General features: G+C 50.7%; 13 protein-coding genes. 3 read left to right on the forward strand and 10 right to left on the reverse strand.

The window, feature by feature from the left end:
- Positions 1-185 precede the first annotated feature (185 nt).
- From ACXAGR_RS20900 to ACXAGR_RS20910, 3 genes are all read right to left on the reverse strand, one after another.
- Positions 186-1,370, reverse strand: a complete 1,185-nt coding sequence (locus ACXAGR_RS20900) for a mandelate racemase/muconate lactonizing enzyme family protein (RefSeq protein WP_474852324.1) — start codon at positions 1,368-1,370, stop codon at positions 186-188.
- Between the two features lie 175 nt (positions 1,371-1,545).
- Entirely contained in the window at positions 1,546-2,313 is a 768-nt protein-coding gene (locus ACXAGR_RS20905) for a class II aldolase/adducin family protein (RefSeq protein ID WP_119500081.1), read from the reverse strand.
- Between the two features lie 119 nt (positions 2,314-2,432).
- Positions 2,433-2,849, reverse strand: coding sequence for a hypothetical protein (locus tag ACXAGR_RS20910; RefSeq protein WP_474845053.1), 417 nt, complete (start codon positions 2,847-2,849; stop codon positions 2,433-2,435).
- 367 nt (positions 2,850-3,216) lie between these two features.
- On the opposite strand from ACXAGR_RS20910, the gene ACXAGR_RS20915 reads away from it, so the two are divergent.
- Both ACXAGR_RS20915 and ACXAGR_RS20920 read left to right on the forward strand, forming a co-directional pair.
- Positions 3,217-4,275: an efflux RND transporter periplasmic adaptor subunit gene (locus tag ACXAGR_RS20915; protein ID WP_474845051.1), complete on the forward strand. Its 1,059-nt coding sequence runs from the start codon at positions 3,217-3,219 to the stop codon at positions 4,273-4,275.
- A 2-nt stretch (positions 4,276-4,277) separates the two neighbouring features.
- Positions 4,278-7,385: an efflux RND transporter permease subunit gene (locus tag ACXAGR_RS20920; RefSeq protein WP_474845049.1), complete on the forward strand. Its 3,108-nt coding sequence runs from the start codon at positions 4,278-4,280 to the stop codon at positions 7,383-7,385.
- Positions 7,386-7,444: 59 nt separating this feature from the next.
- Here the strand turns inward: ACXAGR_RS20920 and tmpT are convergent, their stop codons facing one another.
- The 3 genes from tmpT to ACXAGR_RS20935 form a co-directional block, all read right to left on the reverse strand.
- Positions 7,445-8,071: a thiopurine S-methyltransferase gene (gene tmpT, locus ACXAGR_RS20925; RefSeq protein ID WP_474852326.1), complete on the reverse strand. Its 627-nt coding sequence runs from the start codon at positions 8,069-8,071 to the stop codon at positions 7,445-7,447.
- Between the two features lie 30 nt (positions 8,072-8,101).
- Positions 8,102-9,661 carry a sodium:solute symporter family transporter gene (locus ACXAGR_RS20930; protein ID WP_474852328.1) on the reverse strand — a complete coding sequence of 520 codons (1,560 nt, stop codon included), beginning with the start codon at positions 9,659-9,661 and terminating at the stop codon, positions 8,102-8,104.
- A 211-nt stretch (positions 9,662-9,872) separates the two neighbouring features.
- Positions 9,873-10,400 carry an NADPH-dependent FMN reductase gene (locus ACXAGR_RS20935; protein ID WP_474845043.1) on the reverse strand — a complete coding sequence of 176 codons (528 nt, stop codon included), beginning with the start codon at positions 10,398-10,400 and terminating at the stop codon, positions 9,873-9,875.
- A gap of 239 nt (positions 10,401-10,639) precedes the next feature.
- Between ACXAGR_RS20935 and ACXAGR_RS20940 the strand changes: the two genes are divergently transcribed.
- Complete coding sequence (locus tag ACXAGR_RS20940; protein ID WP_474845041.1) at positions 10,640-11,782, forward strand: MFS transporter; 1,143 nt, start codon at positions 10,640-10,642, stop codon at positions 11,780-11,782.
- A gap of 3 nt (positions 11,783-11,785) precedes the next feature.
- Here the strand turns inward: ACXAGR_RS20940 and ACXAGR_RS20945 are convergent, their stop codons facing one another.
- From ACXAGR_RS20945 to ACXAGR_RS20960, 4 genes are read right to left on the reverse strand one after another with little or no spacing between them, the layout of a single operon-like run.
- Complete coding sequence (locus tag ACXAGR_RS20945; RefSeq protein WP_474852330.1) at positions 11,786-13,192, reverse strand: ABC transporter ATP-binding protein; 1,407 nt, start codon at positions 13,190-13,192, stop codon at positions 11,786-11,788.
- A complete protein-coding gene (locus ACXAGR_RS20950; protein WP_474852332.1) occupies positions 13,189-13,980 on the reverse strand; it encodes an ABC transporter permease in 792 nt (263 codons plus the stop codon). Before ACXAGR_RS20950 ends, ACXAGR_RS20945 begins: the two co-directional genes overlap by 4 nt.
- The gene (locus tag ACXAGR_RS20955; protein ID WP_474852334.1) at positions 13,980-14,918 is read right to left on the reverse strand and encodes an ABC transporter permease; all 939 of its coding nucleotides are present in this window, start codon (positions 14,916-14,918) and stop codon (positions 13,980-13,982) included. Before ACXAGR_RS20955 ends, ACXAGR_RS20950 begins: the two co-directional genes overlap by 1 nt.
- Positions 14,919-16,313: an ABC transporter substrate-binding protein gene (locus tag ACXAGR_RS20960; RefSeq protein ID WP_474852336.1), complete on the reverse strand. Its 1,395-nt coding sequence runs from the start codon at positions 16,311-16,313 to the stop codon at positions 14,919-14,921. It lies immediately after the preceding gene.
- Between the last annotated feature and the right edge of the window lie 94 nt (positions 16,314-16,407).

The raw sequence follows: 16,407 nt of genomic DNA on the forward strand, positions 1-16,407 counted from the left end.
AAACGGAAACGGCGTCGCAAGGATTGCGGCAACTGGCGTATGGTACGTGAAAGACTGGAAAAAGGAGCGGTTATTGAACGTGATAGTTAGTGGTTTCAGCTACGTAAGCCGTCGTTTTCCTGCGGACAGAAAAAAGCCGTTCAACGGATGAACGGCTCTGAAGGTTTTAAATGCGTCGCTGTGACCTATTTCAGTTCGGTCACTGACATGTTGGGGGAGCGGTAAACCACTTCATCATTCAGCTCGATACCAATTCCCGGTGTGTCCGGCGCTTCGATAAATCCGTTAACCGGTTGAGGATCCTGAATACATAATTCACGGTTCCAGGATTTTGTTGCGTAGGTGTGATGCTCGTGGATCAGGAAGTTAGGAATGGCGGTTTCTAGGTGCAGGCTGGCTGCCGTTGCCACCGGACCACCGCAGACGTGAGCCTGAATGCGAACATCGTAAATGTCTGCGTAGTCACACACTTTTTTCGCTTCGGTAAAGCCGCCGCACAGACCAATATCAGGCTGTAAAACGTCCAGAGACTGATCTTCCAGATACGGACGGATGCCCCAGCGGTTATATAAACGTTCACCGCCGGCAATCGGCGCTTTCACGTTGCGGGCAACTTTGTCATGCAGTTTTGAGTTCAGGTAGTTAACCGGCTCTTCGTAATACATACAGCCAAATTCTTCTACCAGTTCGCCCAGTTGAATAGCCGTAGTCGCACCCGGTAAGCTGTGGCATTCAAAAATAATATCGCTTTCGTCACCCATGGCATCACGGATTGCCTGCAGACGTGCACGGAACAGTTTCATTTCACCTCTGGAAATGATTTTCGTGCGGTCATAATGGGTATCGCCGTTAATGTCATAAACGATTGGATCAACTTTCACCGCGGTGTAACCTTCAGCCATCGCCTTTTCTGCGGCACGGCCATATTCTTCAGGCTGGATCAGTTTGGTAATAGTGGTGTCCCAGTCGAACTGTAGCTGACTGGCGTAAGAACGCAGCTTGCCGTTAGTCTTACCGCCAAGCAGCTGATAAACCGGCAAGCCAAGTGCTTTACCTTTGATATCCCAAAGGGCTGTATCTACCGCACTCATGGCGGCGTAAATGACAGGACCGCCACCTAAGCCCCAGAAGCTCTCACGGAGCATTTTCGACCACAGACCTTCAGTGTTGAAAGGGTTCCAGCCAATCAGCATAGCTTCTGCGATTTCTTTGATCATGTGCGCAGCAGCAGAATGTCCCCAGTCGTAAGCCAGGCCTGCTTCACCAACACCGGTAATACCTTCATCGGTGTAAATACGCACAAAAACCGGATTCCAAGGCGGACGTTCCGGGCACTCAATATCAAATATTTCAACTTTGGTAATTTTCATCTTTTGTCCTGAATGTAGTTGCTCAGACTACCGCGTCACGCTGTTGCGGGAACGGGATTGTCATTCATAACACGGCGTAAACCCATCCACGGGGCCCCGACTGCCGCTTCCCTGCGGCAGACGGTTATGAATGACAAAACCCTTATCCCGCAGCGCCACCGCGATAGCATTTCGCTTATTCGCAGAATGTCGGGTCGAGTTTCCAGGCTTTTCTCAGCATCGCTGGCCAGGCTTTCTGGCCGCCGGTTTCGCCTGAGTGTACAATTTTTGCCTGATCATAAATGCCCTTTACAATGGGCTCTGGTATTTCAATCACTTCCTGACCGGATTGCATCAGTGACATTTGTATATCACAGGCGCGTTCCAGATCATAAAAGCGCATAAATGCGTCGCCTACCGTAGGGCCTAACGTCAAGCCGCCGTGATTTGGCAATAACATATGGTTGGTATCGCCCAAATCATCCTGTAACTGCTTTCTTTCATTATCATCAACCGCCAGACCTTCGTAGCTGTGATAGCTCAGCGAGGGCAGGGAAAACAGAGAATACTGGCTCCAGGGTTTCAAACCACCTTTAACTGACGCCACGGCAATAGTGGCTTTTGTGTGCAGGTGAATAACACATTTCGCATCTTCACGGACTTCGTGAATGGCGCTGTGAATGGTGAAACCGGCCGGATTAATCTGGTAGGGGGAGCCATCGAGAATATTGCCGTCGAGATCAACTTTCACCAGATTCGACGCGCGCACTTCATCAAATGCCAGACCAAAAGGGTTAACCAGATAATGCTGTGTACCCGGTACTTTAGCGGAAATGTGAGTATAGATAAGATCGCCCCAGCGCATGTTATCTACCAGCCTGTAGCAGGCGGCGAGATCGACGCGGGTTTGCCATTCTTCCGGCGACACCTTGTCTTTCAAACTGAAATGTTCAAGCTCAAACACGGGTATCACTCCTTTTATGTCCTGTTGATACAAAGTAGCAGACGGACTGACAGTCAACAATGCCAGTATCGTCTGACTTATTATTTATCATCCGGAGGAAAAAGCAGAGACGTTGAGATTTACTCTCCGGACTGGTTCGCTATGGTGGTGTTACCACCGGCTGATTGCGTATTCTGATGCAGTATTGTGACGCTGTCACGCAGCGGGATCAAATGATCGCGATTTTCCATGTCTTTGATATTGATTGAAAAAACATCACGCTTTACCCAGCTGAGTGATTCGCCGGTCCAGCCGGGCGAGGGAAAGTCGTCAGTGATGTTGTCCAGGCCGGCTTGCTGGGAGCATTCGTACACGGCCATATTCTGGCTGGTGGTCAGCACAAGTTTACCCACTTCCACGTTTACACCGGTTTGTTGCCAGACCTGTTCATGCAGAGCGCACTGTTCACTTTGCTCTTCATTAATGCTGGCCAGCGGCATGGTCAGAAGACCTCCGGCATTTTCCAGCAGTAATGCGTATTTGTCTGATTTGATCACACAAGCGAGAGCGTCATGAGCGGGTTCGGTGGATTCAACTGAACGGCAAACCGGGGGCGCGGGAACCTCAGAGCAGCCAAAAAGCGGCAGAAGTAACAAAACGACTGATGAGCGAATCCTAAAAAGCATACAACCAGGTAAAATAAAATTTAAATAATTACAAACAAACAAACAAACAAACAAACAAACAAACAAACAAACAGACCGGCGGCCTGATTTCATCATGAGTTGTCCGGCAGTATAACAACAATAACAACAGCCACGTACCAAGGCTTGTTTTAATTTCTCAGTGCATGGAATAGAAATGCATACACAGTGTCAGCATCGCCCTGACTGTGCAGTTGAGAAACGTTGATAGGAATCAGAGATGTCGAAAAAGTCCTTTTTGTCCCCGTTACTGGTGGGCGTTGTCGCGTTAGGTGCGTTCTTAATTTATATCAATCTGCCTGCTGAAGAATCTTCCGCAGGCGGAGGCCGTTTACCTTCTCCCGTTCGCGTGACTGTAGTAGCCGAGCAAACCTTTCCGGTGACCATTGAGGCGCTGGGTACGGCCAATGCCAACGAATCGGTCACGATCACGGCGCAGCAGACCGACCGCGTTACGGACGTAAAGTTTGATGACGGTGATACGGTAAAAACCGGGCAATTGCTGGTTCAGTTGAATAATGACGAAGAGCTGGCCCGCATTGTTGAACTTGAAGCGAACATTGTGGAAGCGAAAAGTCAGTATGAGCGGGTAGTGAACCTGGCGAAAACCCGCGCGGCATCGCAACAAATACTTGGCGAACAGCAAGCCAAACTGAAAGGACTTGAAGCGCAACTGGATGTTGCGAAGTCTCAACTGGATGAGCTGCAAATCCGTGCACCCTTTGCCGGTCTGCTCGGGATCCGCAACATCAGCAAAGGCTCACTGGTACAACCGGGTGATGCCATTACCACGCTGGACGATATCAGCATTATCAAGGTAGATTTCAGTGTGGCAGAAGGGCAGCTGGCCAGCCTGTCTCCCGGTCAGCGGGTTATCGCACAGTCCGTAGCGTATCCGGGAGAAGATTTTGAAGGCACCATTGCCACTATCGGTTCCCGTATCGATCCGGTCTCCCGCTCTGTTCTGGTAAGAGCACACATTAAAAACGAACCGGTGAAAATCCGTCCCGGTATGCTGCTTCAAATCACACTGGAAAAGCAGGTACTGGAAACACTGGTTATTCCTGAAAAAGCGCTGGTGCCCATTCAGGATAAGCAGTACGTATTTGTTGTGAATAACGATGTGGTCGAGCAACGCGAAGTCATTATCGGTGAGCGTAAACCCGGTATCGTGCAGGTTGTCGACGGCCTGGTCAGCGGTGAACGTATTATTACCGAAGGCACGTTACGTGTGCAGGAAGGCTCTGCCGTTCGTGTACTGAATGCTGAGGGAGTGTAACCATGTGGTTATCTGATGCTTCCGTAAAAAGGCCGGTGTTCGCATCGGTGATTAATTTGCTGGTGGTGATCTTCGGCATCGTGGCGATCAGTATGCTGTCGCTGCGTGAATATCCGGATATCGACCCGCCAATTGTATCAATCAACACTAATTACGACGGGGCTTCTGCCAACATTGTTGAAACCCGTATCACTCAGTTGCTGGAGGACCGGATCAGCGGAATTGAAGGGATAAAAAATATCACCTCAACCAGCCGCAACGGACGTTCGTCTATTTCTATTGAGTTTAAGCTGACCCGTGATATCGATGCCGCAGCCAATGATGTGCGGGAACGGGTGAGCCGTGCGCTGAACAACCTGCCTGAACAGGCTGATCCTCCCGAGGTATCAAAAGAAAGTTCAGACGAAGATGTTGTGGTGTGGTTTAACCTGCGCAGTACTAACCTGGATACCATGGAGCTTACCGATTATGCCGAGCGCTTCCTGGTAGACCGCTTGTCTATTGCTGATGGTGTGGCCAGGGTTCAGCTGGGCGGCGGCCGGACCTATGCCATGAAGGTGTTTCTTGACCGTAACGCCATGGCGGCACGTGGTATCACCGTTACCGACGTGGAAGATGTGATTCAGTCAGAAAACGTAGAGTTGCCGGCTGGTGAGGTCGAGTCCAATGACCGGGATTTTGAGGTGCGGGTAGCGCGCTCATTCTTAACGCCGGATGATTTTGCCCAGTTGACTGTCGCGGTAGGTAATGACGGTTATCTGGTACGACTGGGTGAAATTGCCAATGTGGAGCTGGCACCGGAGGATGACGAAAGTGAATTCCGCGGTGACGGTGTAAACATGATTGGCCTGGGGATCATTAAGCAATCGAAAGCCAATACCCTCGATGTGGTGCGTTCTGCCAAAGAGCAGATTGCTAAAATTGAAGAAACGCTGCCGGATAACATTTTCATTGTACCCAGTTACGACTCTTCGGTATTTATCGAGGAATCAATCAACGAAGTATACAACACCCTGATTATCGCCATGATTCTGGTGGTGGTAGTGATTTACCTGTTCCTCGGGAATGTCCGTGCAACACTGATCCCTGCTGTCACCGTGCCGGTGTCGATGATCGGTGCGTTCATTGTGATGTATATGCTGGGCTTTTCAATCAACTTGCTGACGCTGCTGGCAATGGTACTTGGCATCGGGCTGGTGGTGGATGATGCCATCGTTGTGCTTGAGAATATTTACCGTCGTATCGAAATGGGAGAGCCGCCTTTACTGGCGTCTTACCGCGGGGCAAAAGAAGTAGGCTTTGCTGTTATCGCTACCACGCTGGTACTGATTTCTGTATTTGTACCGCTAATCTTCCTGGAAGGAAATATCGGACGGCTGTTTACAGAATTTGCTTTGGCCATGGCTGCCGCTGTGGCCTTCTCCAGTTTTACGGCCTTGTCGCTGTCTCCCATGATGTGCTCGAAATTATTGAAAAAGCAGTCGCGGGATAAAGGCTTCGGAAGTTGGCTGGATAAGCGCTTCAAGGCTATTGAGAACCGCTACGAAAGCAGTTTGGGCACCACCATTCACCAGCCGTGGCTGATGGCCGTGCTGTTCATCATTACACTTGTTCTCATCTGGCAGCTGTTCGGGAAAATTCCCGGCGAGTTCACCCCGAAAGAAGACCGGGGGACTTTTTATATCATGGTAAAAGGTCAGGAAGGTGCGTCTTTTGAAAATACAGCGGAAAGCATGAGAAAAGTGGAGTCGATTCTGATGCCTTACCGTGAAGAAGGAACCTTCGATCGCCTGCTGGTACGTGCGCCGGGCCGGGGCACCATGGCCGGGCTGGCTGTGGTAGGCGTGATCCCATGGGATCAGCGTGACTTTACGTCTTTTGAATTAATGGAAGAGGTGACTAAGAAACTGGAAGTCATTCCGGATGTTACTGCGTTTGGTGTAATGCGAAGCGGCATCAGTGGCGGGACAGGGCGTCCGGTCCAGTTTGTGTTGCAGGGCGACACCTACGAAAACCTGGTGGCCTGGCGTGACATCGTCATGGATAAAGCCAGAGACAATCCGGGACTGGTACGCCTGGATTCCGATTACAAAGATACCTCTCCGCAGTTACTGGTGAATATAGACCGCGACCGGGCAGCTGATTTAGGGGTGTCTATTTCTGATATCGGCCGCACGCTGGAAGTAATGCTGGGACAACGCCGCGTATCTACTTACCTGGACAGAGGCGAAGAATATTACGTCATCATGGAAGGGATAGAATCGGATTACCGCAGCCCCAGCAGCATTGATAATCTGTATGTCCGTTCACAACGCACCGGTCAGCTTATTCCCATGGATAACCTGCTGAAAGTGGATGAGCAGGCTACTTCGGCACTGCTGAACCGTTACAACCGCATGCGTGCTATTACTATTGAAGCGAACCTTGCAGAAGGTTATACCCTCGGGGAAGCACTGGCGTATCTGGAAAACATCGTTGCGACAGAACTGCCTGATGCTGTGTCCATTGACTATAAAGGTGAGTCCCAGCTTTATCATGAAGCCGGTAACTCGTTTATCTTCGTCTTCATTCTGGCACTGGCGGTGACCTACCTCATTCTTGCAGCCCAGTTTGAAAGCTGGGTGCATCCGCTGGTTATTATGCTTACCGTTCCTCTGGCACTGGTCGGGGCGTTTATCGGCTTGTATGTGGCAGGCATGACCATGAATATCTACAGCCAGATCGGGCTGGTGATGTTGATTGGTCTGGCAGCGAAGAACGGTATTCTTATTGTTGAGTTTGCTAATCAGTTAAGGGATGCCGGTGTTGAATTTGAAGAGGCACTGAAACGTGCTGCGGCCCAGCGCTTGCGCCCGATTGTGATGACTGGCTTTACTACGGTATTCAGTTCGCTGCCGCTGGTACTGGCAACAGGACCGGGTTCTGAAAGCCGGATGGTGATTGGTATGGTGATATTTGCCGGCGTAATCGTATCGGCCTTTATGACCTTGTTTATTGTGCCCACAGCCTATGCCGCATTTGCCCGCAATACCGGGTCACCGGAAGCCCGGGAAAAAGCACTGACAGAGCAGGATGCTGCTATTCCATACCGCAAAGGGGAGTTGGAATAACCGGTGAGTAAATGACAAATGGCCTGCCTGACGCAGGCCATTTTTTTAACCGCAGGAGACTATTTCAGCAACCAGACATTTTCCTGTGCCGGCACTTTGCCTTTCAGGTTGATTTCCTTACCCTGCAGCAAGGTTAAGCTGTAGTGGTCGATGTAATGCTGTTCTACTTCGTTGCTGATCACTGAGAACGGCGGGCCATCAAGCTTTTGCTGGTCATAGTCAAAGGTCACCAGTAACTGTGGGGCCGTATTGGTAATTTCACGAAGGTGTGAAGCATAGCGGACACGCATTTCAAACGGTAGGGCTACCAGTGCAGCCCTGTCGTAGATGGCGTCTACCTTGCCAAGCATGTCTGCGGTAAGATCAAAAATGTCGCCGCCGAAAAGGGTGAAATTGGGAACGTCGTAGCGGGTTACGCCGTTCAGCTTTTCTGAATCAGGAATAATGTTTAACTGATCGAATAACTGAATGATCGCCAGATGGCTTAATTCTGCTGCCACTACTTCATACCCCTTCGACAAGAGCCAGGGAATATCCAGTGTTTTGCCGCATAAAGGCACGAAGATACGACTGCCCGGAGCCAGCGATAACTGGTCAATATTGGCAGTCAGGTTCGGGTTCGCTTCAGGCTCATGAAATCCGGTTTCATTGTTTTGCCACTTTAACATCCAGAATTGCGGATCCATACATTCCCCTAAAGAAGATAAAAAAGCAGATTATCCTAACCAGTCCGGCAGGTAAATCACAGTCAGTACTAAAATACCGGACCAGGCGGTCAGTATTGCGGCAGCGCGGTAACTGATACCCCGCACCGAAGGCAGCTTATGTGCCGCATCGTTAGGTAAAAAGCGGGATAACACAAAGGCTGAAGACAAGGTGATCACAAAACCAATCAGGTTCCACCAGAACCAGAATAACGGGTTACCGCTCAGCCACAAAAACACGTTTACCGCTACACCGGCCAGCAATCCGGCATTAGCGGCAGCAGGAGACACCTTGCGGCTGTGAATACCGGCCAGGAATGTGGCCAGCACCGGACCGTAAAAAACTGAGCCGATTTTATTAATAGCCTCAATCACCGTCGGAGCAATGTTACCGGCATACAAAGACAGCACCAGAGTGATCAGTCCCCACACTATACCGGCAAGCCGTGCCCGTTTGAGATAGGTTTCATCATCGGGTTTGGCACCAGTGATCCGGCAAATGTCTTCTGTGGTCACCGCAGCCAGACTGTTAATGGCAGAACTGAGCGACGACATGGCCGCAGCCAGAATGGCGACTACCAGAATGCCGACAATGCCTGCAGGAAGATAGTTAATAATGAAGACGGGCATCATCCAGTCGGGTTCGCCTTCCGGGATTTGCGCCTGCAATTCCGGCGTTGCTATCACAAGGGCCCCGATCACCAGGCCCGCAGCACAATACAGCAAAGTGACGGGAAAACGCAGAAAAGCTACGGTCAGCATCATTTTCTTTAAGTCTTTTATGCTGTGGCTGGACAGCGCCCGCTGGGCTTCAGACTGATCGCACCCGTAATACGAGGCATACAGCACAAGACCGCCAAACAGCATTGGCAGTAAACCGAAATCGCTGCCATTTAATCCGGCTGTGCTGATATTGGCTGCCTGCAGACGTTCCGGCGGAATGATTTCAAATACTTTGTCCCAGCCTCCGGCAGCGTCCAGACCCGCCCACAGACATAAAGCTGCGCCGGCAACGATGAGGATCATCTGAATGGCATCACCGTAAACCACCGCTTTCATGCCGCCCATTGCTGAGTAAATCAGTGTGATAACACCGATAACCAGAATAGCGTGAAACTGGTTCAGTCCCATGGTGCCCTGTAATATCAGGCTGATAGCGTAAATCATAATGGCAGTGGCGAAAGATCGGCTGATCTGAAAGACGAAGCTGATCAGCAAGCGGGTAGAGCGGGAGAAACGCTGCTCAAGATAGTCATAGACACTTACCACACCGGCGTTATGTAAGGTGGGCAGCAAACGCCAGAGCATAATAATTACCGCCAGCGGCAAAGCCAGTTCGTAACTCAGCCAGATGAGACCGCCACCTTCACGGAGTCCCACAAATGCCGGTGCGGAAATGAAGCTGATTGCGGATAGCTGGGTTGCCATGACAGAGAGTGTCAGTGTGGGCCAGGCCAGTGAGCGCCCGCCGAGAAAGTATTCCTGCCCGGAATGCTGATGCCTGAACCTGAGTCCTAAAAACAATAATCCCAGTAAATAAATACCAACAATGGAATAGTCCAGCCACGTCATTCCTTTCTCCTGAATTTGCTTCCGCTGCCTGTGCGTAATGAGGTAACACGTTGAATATAAAGGGGGCAGAGTGTTGATGATATTTCAACCATATCACACTGTCAGAAAGAGTTAAGTGCAGAATATATACAGATAAGAGAAAGGAAACGTTCAGACGGTCGGGAATAAAAAAGGGCAGCCGCAGCTGCCCTGGTATTTTTTGACTCTGTGATTAAGCCGTCAGCTTAGCCGCTGCCGCTTTTAATTCAGTCGCGACTGTGTCGTCTTTAACTTCGCCGGTTTCCATATCGAAAACATCGTAGAAGTTAGCCACAGAAACCGATGCTTTAACGTTTCCGCCGAAGAAACCTGCAGAACCGGTTGCCGCTGCCAGCACAGACTTCGCGCCGCCCGGACCCGGTGAAGATGACAGATAAACGGCTGGTTTGTCGCCATATACCGCGCGGTTGATACGGGTTGCCCAGTCGAACAGGTTTTTAAACGCTGCCGGGTAATGACCATTGTGCTCAGCAAATGAGATAACCAGGGCATCAGCGCCGGCGATGTCATCTAAAAACTTCTGTGCGCCTTCAGCCTGACCAATCTCTTTTTCTTTATCTTCACTGAACATAGGAACATCATAATCGTTGATGTCCAGAACGGTAACATCAGCACCTTCTACCTGCTTTGCTGTGTAGGTTGCTAGCGCCTTATTAATTGAGTTTTTGCTTGTACTTGCACCAAATGCAACAACTTTCATGAATTGAATCCTTTTTGAGTTTTTCGTTATCAATACAGTACGTTTTTTATCGTAAATGGATAAGTGCTAAATACAAAATGGTTCGTTCGATTTTATGAAATGAACGTGTTTAGCTGAAATAGCTTGTTGCATATTGTGCCAACGGAATTTAAATTCAGTCCGGATATTGTATGATGCTGAGTGCGCTGCCAGCAGAGTCTGAATATTACCAGCGTCGTCAACTACATGTAGGATAGTGAATGTCTTCAGTGCCAGCAGGTCCTCTAATACCTGCGCAAAAACGTGCCACCCGGATTGCTTTTTTCAGCGCAGGATTCATTACTGCAGCCTGGGCGGCCATCATTCCATTTATTAAGATAAACCTCGCCATTGGTGACGGTACCATGGGGCTGATGTTGTTATGTCTCGGCGCCGGAGCGTTAGTTGGCATGCCTCTAGCCGGTAAATTCTCATCTCAGCTTGGCTGCAAACCTGTGCTGGTGGCTTCTATGGCATGCTTCTCACTGCTTTATCCGGCATTGATCTGGCTGGACTCTGTTACCCTGCTGGCTGTTTTTCTGGTGCTCTTCGGCTTGTGCGTAGGAACCACCGATTGTGCGATGAATATTCAGGGCGTTGCAGTAGAAAAAGAAGCGGATAAGCCGCTGATGTCGGGGTTTCATGGCTTTTACAGTCTGGGAGGCATGAGTGGCGCAATTTTAATGACAGCGATTTTATCTTCCGGTGTACCGGTGGAGTTGGCCAGTGCAGCCGGTGCGGTAATGTCAGTGGCCTTTTTGCTGACTGGCATAAACGGATTCAGAACCGGCAAGTCACAGGAGCCGGCGGCATTTTTTGCCCTGCCAAAAGGTGTGGTAGTACTGATTGGTATCGTGTGTTCCATTGTGTTTCTGGCCGAAGGTACTGTGCTGGACTGGAGCGGCATTTATCTGACTGAATACCGTGACGTTAATCCTGAGAACGCCGGGTTGGGTGTCGCCTGTTTTTCTGTTGCCATGACGTTAGGACGTCTGGCCGGGGATAAGATCACCAGCATACTGGGACCAAAAATGATGGTACTGGGAGGCGGCGGCATTGCAATTACAGGTTTTGCATTATCACTTCTGGTGCCGCTTCCTGTGGCAGCGCTTACCGGATATGTGCTGATTGGTCTCGGGTGTTCCAATATTGTGCCCATCATGTTTTCGGCCACGGGTAAGCAAAAAATTATGAGCGAAGCGTCTGCGGTAACAGCCGTATCAACACTGGGCTATGTGGGTGTTCTGGCCGGGCCTGCACTGGTCGGCTTCGGGGCACAGGTTTACGGCCTGCCTGCGGCATTGGGTGTGATTGCTGTGTTACTTTGTGTCGCTACTGCCCTGGCCGGAAGAGTCAGGGTATAGGTGTTACTGCTGCCTGAGGCTGTTTGTATCGATCACCCGGTCACAAAGCTTTTCCAGTTGTTGCCTGTCGTGGCTGATAAAGAGCAGTGTACACTGCCGCTCACGGCAGCTTGATACCAGTAACCGTGAGACCACTTCACTGGTTATGGGGTCCAGCCGGGAAGCGGGTTCATCGGCGACCAGGAAAGCCGGTTTCAATAGCAGCGCCCGCAAAAGGGCGACCCGCTGTAATTCACCTCCGCTGATCATGCCTGCGTGCCGTTGCAGTAACTGGCGGGAAAGCCCGAGTTCATTGATCAGCGGGTCTAGTTCACTGTCGTCCAGCTGATGAAGGCGGATGACATCGTCCAGAAGCTGAATAACAGGCACGTTTTTAGCGAAAGCATTGGGCGGGTCCTGATAGATTTTTAGCATTTTGTGACGGGCCAGTGGCTCTGCAATGTGTCGCTTACCGTCTGCCGGAAGTAATCCCAGAAGTACATTCCCCAAGGTGGATTTTCCGCTACCACTGTCACCGGTCAAGCCGACAATTTCCCCTTTCCCTAATGCCAGACTGACATTGTCAAATATAACGTCGGTGCCACGTCTTATTGCGCAGTCCTGCAACGCGATCAGTGGAGCAAAACTCCTTTTCTTAGTGCTCAGTGGAGTCCAGTTTTCAGGTAAGGCGTTAAGCAGGGCTTGCCCGTATGGGGAGCGCGGAGTATTCAGCACGCGGCCCGCTGCACCGGTTTCCAAAACCTTACCTTTCTGCATTATGATGACTTTACCGCCAAGCAGCTTTGCAAGGCTCATATCATGGGTGATTGTGAGCAGGGTACCCGTTTTAGCGAACTGACGAAGCTCTTCACCCAGAACCGCTTTGTGATGATTATCCAGTCCTTTCGTCGGCTCATCGGCAATCATGATTCCGGCAGACGTTGACGCAACACAGGTATAAGCGGCCCGCTGCGCCATACCGCCTGATAGTTGCGACGGTATTTTATCTGCAGCCTGAGTCAGTCCGGTGCGCCCGAGTGCACCATCAACCGATGTCTGAGCATTGTGGCCGCTGAGATTTCTGATAAATCTGAATACTTCACCAACCTGCTGCCGGAGCTTCATCAGGGGGCTTAAGGCTTTCACCGGTTCCTGTGGCAACATGACAATGGTTCGTCCCCACAGAGACGATGGTGTCTGCGTGGCATGCGCCTGCAACATATCATGTCCGGCGGTGAGCACTTTACCGGTGGCCTGAAGATTCCTGGGTAAGTCTCCCATGATGGTGTGAGCCAGCAAACTTTTTCCTGAGCCGGTTTCTCCGATAACCGTTACCGGCTCGCCGGGGCTGACGGTGAAACTCAGGTTGTCTACCAGTGTGCCTTCTGAAGAAACGATGGTCAGATTTTCTATTTGAAGCACAGAATTCATGGCTGTTTACCCGCCAGAAGCTGGAAAGCAAAGACCATTAAAAACAGTGCTGCAATGGGCTCTATTAACAGCCAGGGCGCTTTATAGTAATACGGAAATAGTTCCACAATCATCAGGCCGAGTTCCGGCGTGGGAGGCTTTAGGCCGACGTACACAAATCCTGTTGATGACATAGCAATGACCGATGTCGCTGCGCCGAAGGCGGAAAGAGAATACACATCGGGTGCAATGGCAGGCCAGATATGACGTTTGAACAGATACCACTTTCCGAAGCCGGGCAATGCTGATGACTCCAGCTCTTCTCCCTGTACAACCGGCAGGGTAATGGCTCTGACGAGCCTGAAAAACTCTACCCACAGCACCAGCGATATGGCGATGTAGATCATCAAAAATGAACCGGGCACAATTGCAGCAAAAACGAGGATCAGAACCAGCCCGGGCAGTGCCAGAATCGTGTTGGCCAGAAAATTCAGACCTGTATCCAGCCAGCGCCGGTACCAGGCAGCGGCCAGACCGCAGGCTACACCGCTTACTGCTGCGCTGAATACGCAGATTATCGCCAGCGCAAATGAAATCCGCATTCCGCCGCTCAGACGGGCAAGCATGTCGCGGCCAAAATGATCAGTACCTAGCAGGTGTTCTGCGCCCGGCGCGGCGAATGCATGGCGCAAATCCTGTGCATCAGGATCGGTGCCGGCAAGCGGTGCACAAAAGGCAAAGACAGCGAGGCATAACAGAATTACCATGCCAGCCCGTTGCTGCATGGTCAGCCTGTGAAAAACAGACATCAATTTTCCAGCCTCGTTCTTGGGTCAAGGTAGTGCTGGCTGATATCCACAAGGGTGTTAATCGCCACAAACAACATACCCATGACCAGCGCTGTACCTTGTAACATGGGTATGTCTCTGGCAAAAACAGCGTGAGACAAACCATGGCCTATACCCGGCCAGGCAAACAGACTTTCCACCATAATAACCCCTTCAATCAGGCCGATGAGCTGAATACCCATGAAGGCAAGGCCGGGCACGATGACGTTTGGTATTACATGGCGGGTGAAGGCTTGTGCATAGCTCAGTCCCTTGGTGCGGGCAAAATGAAAGTAAGCACTGTTAACGGCCTGACGGGTACTGTTGCGGACTACCCGGTTAGATACTGCTGCCAGGCTGAGTGCTAAAGTCAGTACCGGAAGTACAGCGTACTCAGCGCTGCCGAATCCGGCCACAGGGAACCAGTTCAGCTCCATGGCAAAAATAAAAATGAGTAACAGCCCCAGACAAAATACCGGCTGGGAGCGGATAAATGTTGATGTGATGAGTGAAGCCTTGTCTGGCACGGTTTCGGCTTTTGCACCACACAACAGCCCCACAGGAAAGGCAATGAGCGCTGCTGCAAGAATAGCCCAGAACGCCAGCACCAGAGTAAAGCTCATCTGGTTTTGCAACTCATGGACAACCGGCGCGCCGGTCACCAGGCTTGTACCCAGGTCGCCGGTGAGTAAATCTCCCAGCCACACCAGATATTGCTGAAAAGCAGGCCGGTCAAGTCCTAGTTCGGCGTTCACCGCATTGGCTGCAGCGGTGCTGACTGCATCATCGCCATAGCGTCCGGTTGCAATTTTATAGGCCATATCCCCCGGCAGCAGGCGGGTAAGGATGAACGTGAGTGTGCCTACGCTCCACGCCATCAAAAAGCACTGACCAAGTCTGGAGAGTAGTATTTTCAGCATTTATTTACTCTGAAAGCGCATCTGGTCGATTCTGAACGAACGCTCATAGGGGTCGAAACTGAAATTTCTGACCCGTGAAGATGTGGCTGATTGCTGAACATAAAATGCCACCGGAATAAGCGGCATATCTTCGTTCAGCGTGCTGATAAGTTCTTTTTGCAACACATAGTAGTTGTCATCCGGTTTACCGGACGCCAACTGATTAACGATGGAAAATACCCGTTCATTGCTCCAGTTCATGGGGCCCCATTCTCCGCCTTCAACCGAGGTGAAGTCGGCCAGTAAGATGCCAAGAGGGTCCGGGATATTGGCAAAGTTGCGCGCCAGCAAAGCCGTTTCCAGTGTGCCGTCGCTGTGACCTGAAGGTATGGCGCTGGCATTCTCCATATGCACTGCAAGCTCAACACCAACTTCCCGCCACTGAGCCTGAATCGCCGTGGCAATAGTGATAAGTTCCGGCCGGTTTGCGTAGGTAATCATTGATAAGGACAGCGGCTTACCGTCTCGGTAGCGGATACCGTCATCACGAAGTTTCCAGCCTGCTTCATCAAGCAACGTTTTTGCTTTTTTAATATTTGTAGCAAGAGGGGGCAAAGAAGCATCATGCCAGGTGCCCATGGATGGCCCGAACAGCTGATTAGCTTCAGCACCTTTAACATGAAGAATACCTTCTGCGATGGCCTGACGGTCAATGGCCAGACTCAGCGCCTGCCTTACCCGCACATCGCCGAGTTTTTCGTTCCCACTGTTAAGCTTGACCAGAGTCGTTCTGGGGATATAACGGGTGTGCACATTTACATCCGGATCCTGTTTCAGCATTTCTGTTGCCGGCGGATCGAGATTAAAAACAATATCTGCCTGGCCAGTTCTTACCATGAGGGCACGGGTTTCTGACCGGTGTCCGGTTACATAATCAACGGATTCAATGGTAGCAGGGCCATTGCGATATTTTTCAAAACGCTTAGCTTTAATGTTATGAGGCGGTATGAATTCAGTAATTACATAAGGACCCGTACCAATCAGTGCCTTCATCCGGTTAAATTTACCAAATGAGTCGGGCGATAATATTGCTGTCGTGTAGTTGGAAAGCAGTGACGGAAAAGGACGGTAAGGCGCTTTGAGTGTAAAACTGACCGTGAGCGGGTCAACGATTTCAATGTTGGTGACAATATCGACCGGAAAGGGAGCCGGTTTTCCCAGCGCCACAGCAAGGCTCTTTCGCACTGACTCTGCGTCCATCAATGTGCCGTCGTGAAATGTTACGCCGGGTCTGAGATTAAATGTCCAGCGGGTCAAATCTGCATTGCTTTTCCAGGAAGTTGCCAGACCCGGTATCAGGTTCCCATCATTATCCACGTCTACCAGTGTTTCTATAATTTGCATCCGGGTAAACATATAGCCTGCGGAAGCCGGGTCCAGGTTGACAGGCTCGAAAGGGCCGCTGATATGTAAAGTCGTGTCTTTCGGCGCTGGCGAGCAGGATTGGAGG

The sequence above is a fragment of the Alteromonas sp. ABH4_457 genome (genome assembly GCF_056160625.1).

Excerpts from the sequence above, each read along its gene's own strand:
- ACXAGR_RS20900 (WP_474852324.1), bottom strand. The coding sequence starts at position 1,370 with ATGAAAATTACCAAAGTTGAAATATTTGATATTGAGTGCCCGGAACGT.
- ACXAGR_RS20915 (WP_474845051.1), top strand. The coding sequence starts at position 3,217 with ATGTCGAAAAAGTCCTTTTTGTCCCCGTTACTGGTGGGCGTTGTCGCG.
- ACXAGR_RS20920 (WP_474845049.1), top strand. The coding sequence starts at position 4,278 with ATGTGGTTATCTGATGCTTCCGTAAAAAGGCCGGTGTTCGCATCGGTG.
- tmpT (WP_474852326.1), bottom strand. The coding sequence starts at position 8,071 with ATGGATCCGCAATTCTGGATGTTAAAGTGGCAAAACAATGAAACCGGA.
- ACXAGR_RS20930 (WP_474852328.1), bottom strand. The coding sequence starts at position 9,661 with ATGACGTGGCTGGACTATTCCATTGTTGGTATTTATTTACTGGGATTA.
- ACXAGR_RS20935 (WP_474845043.1), bottom strand. The coding sequence starts at position 10,400 with ATGAAAGTTGTTGCATTTGGTGCAAGTACAAGCAAAAACTCAATTAAT.
- ACXAGR_RS20940 (WP_474845041.1), top strand. The coding sequence starts at position 10,640 with ATGTCTTCAGTGCCAGCAGGTCCTCTAATACCTGCGCAAAAACGTGCC.
- ACXAGR_RS20945 (WP_474852330.1), bottom strand. The coding sequence starts at position 13,192 with ATGAATTCTGTGCTTCAAATAGAAAATCTGACCATCGTTTCTTCAGAA.
- ACXAGR_RS20950 (WP_474852332.1), bottom strand. The coding sequence starts at position 13,980 with ATGTCTGTTTTTCACAGGCTGACCATGCAGCAACGGGCTGGCATGGTA.
- ACXAGR_RS20955 (WP_474852334.1), bottom strand. The coding sequence starts at position 14,918 with ATGCTGAAAATACTACTCTCCAGACTTGGTCAGTGCTTTTTGATGGCG.
- ACXAGR_RS20960 (WP_474852336.1), bottom strand. The coding sequence starts at position 16,313 with ATGTTTACCCGGATGCAAATTATAGAAACACTGGTAGACGTGGATAAT.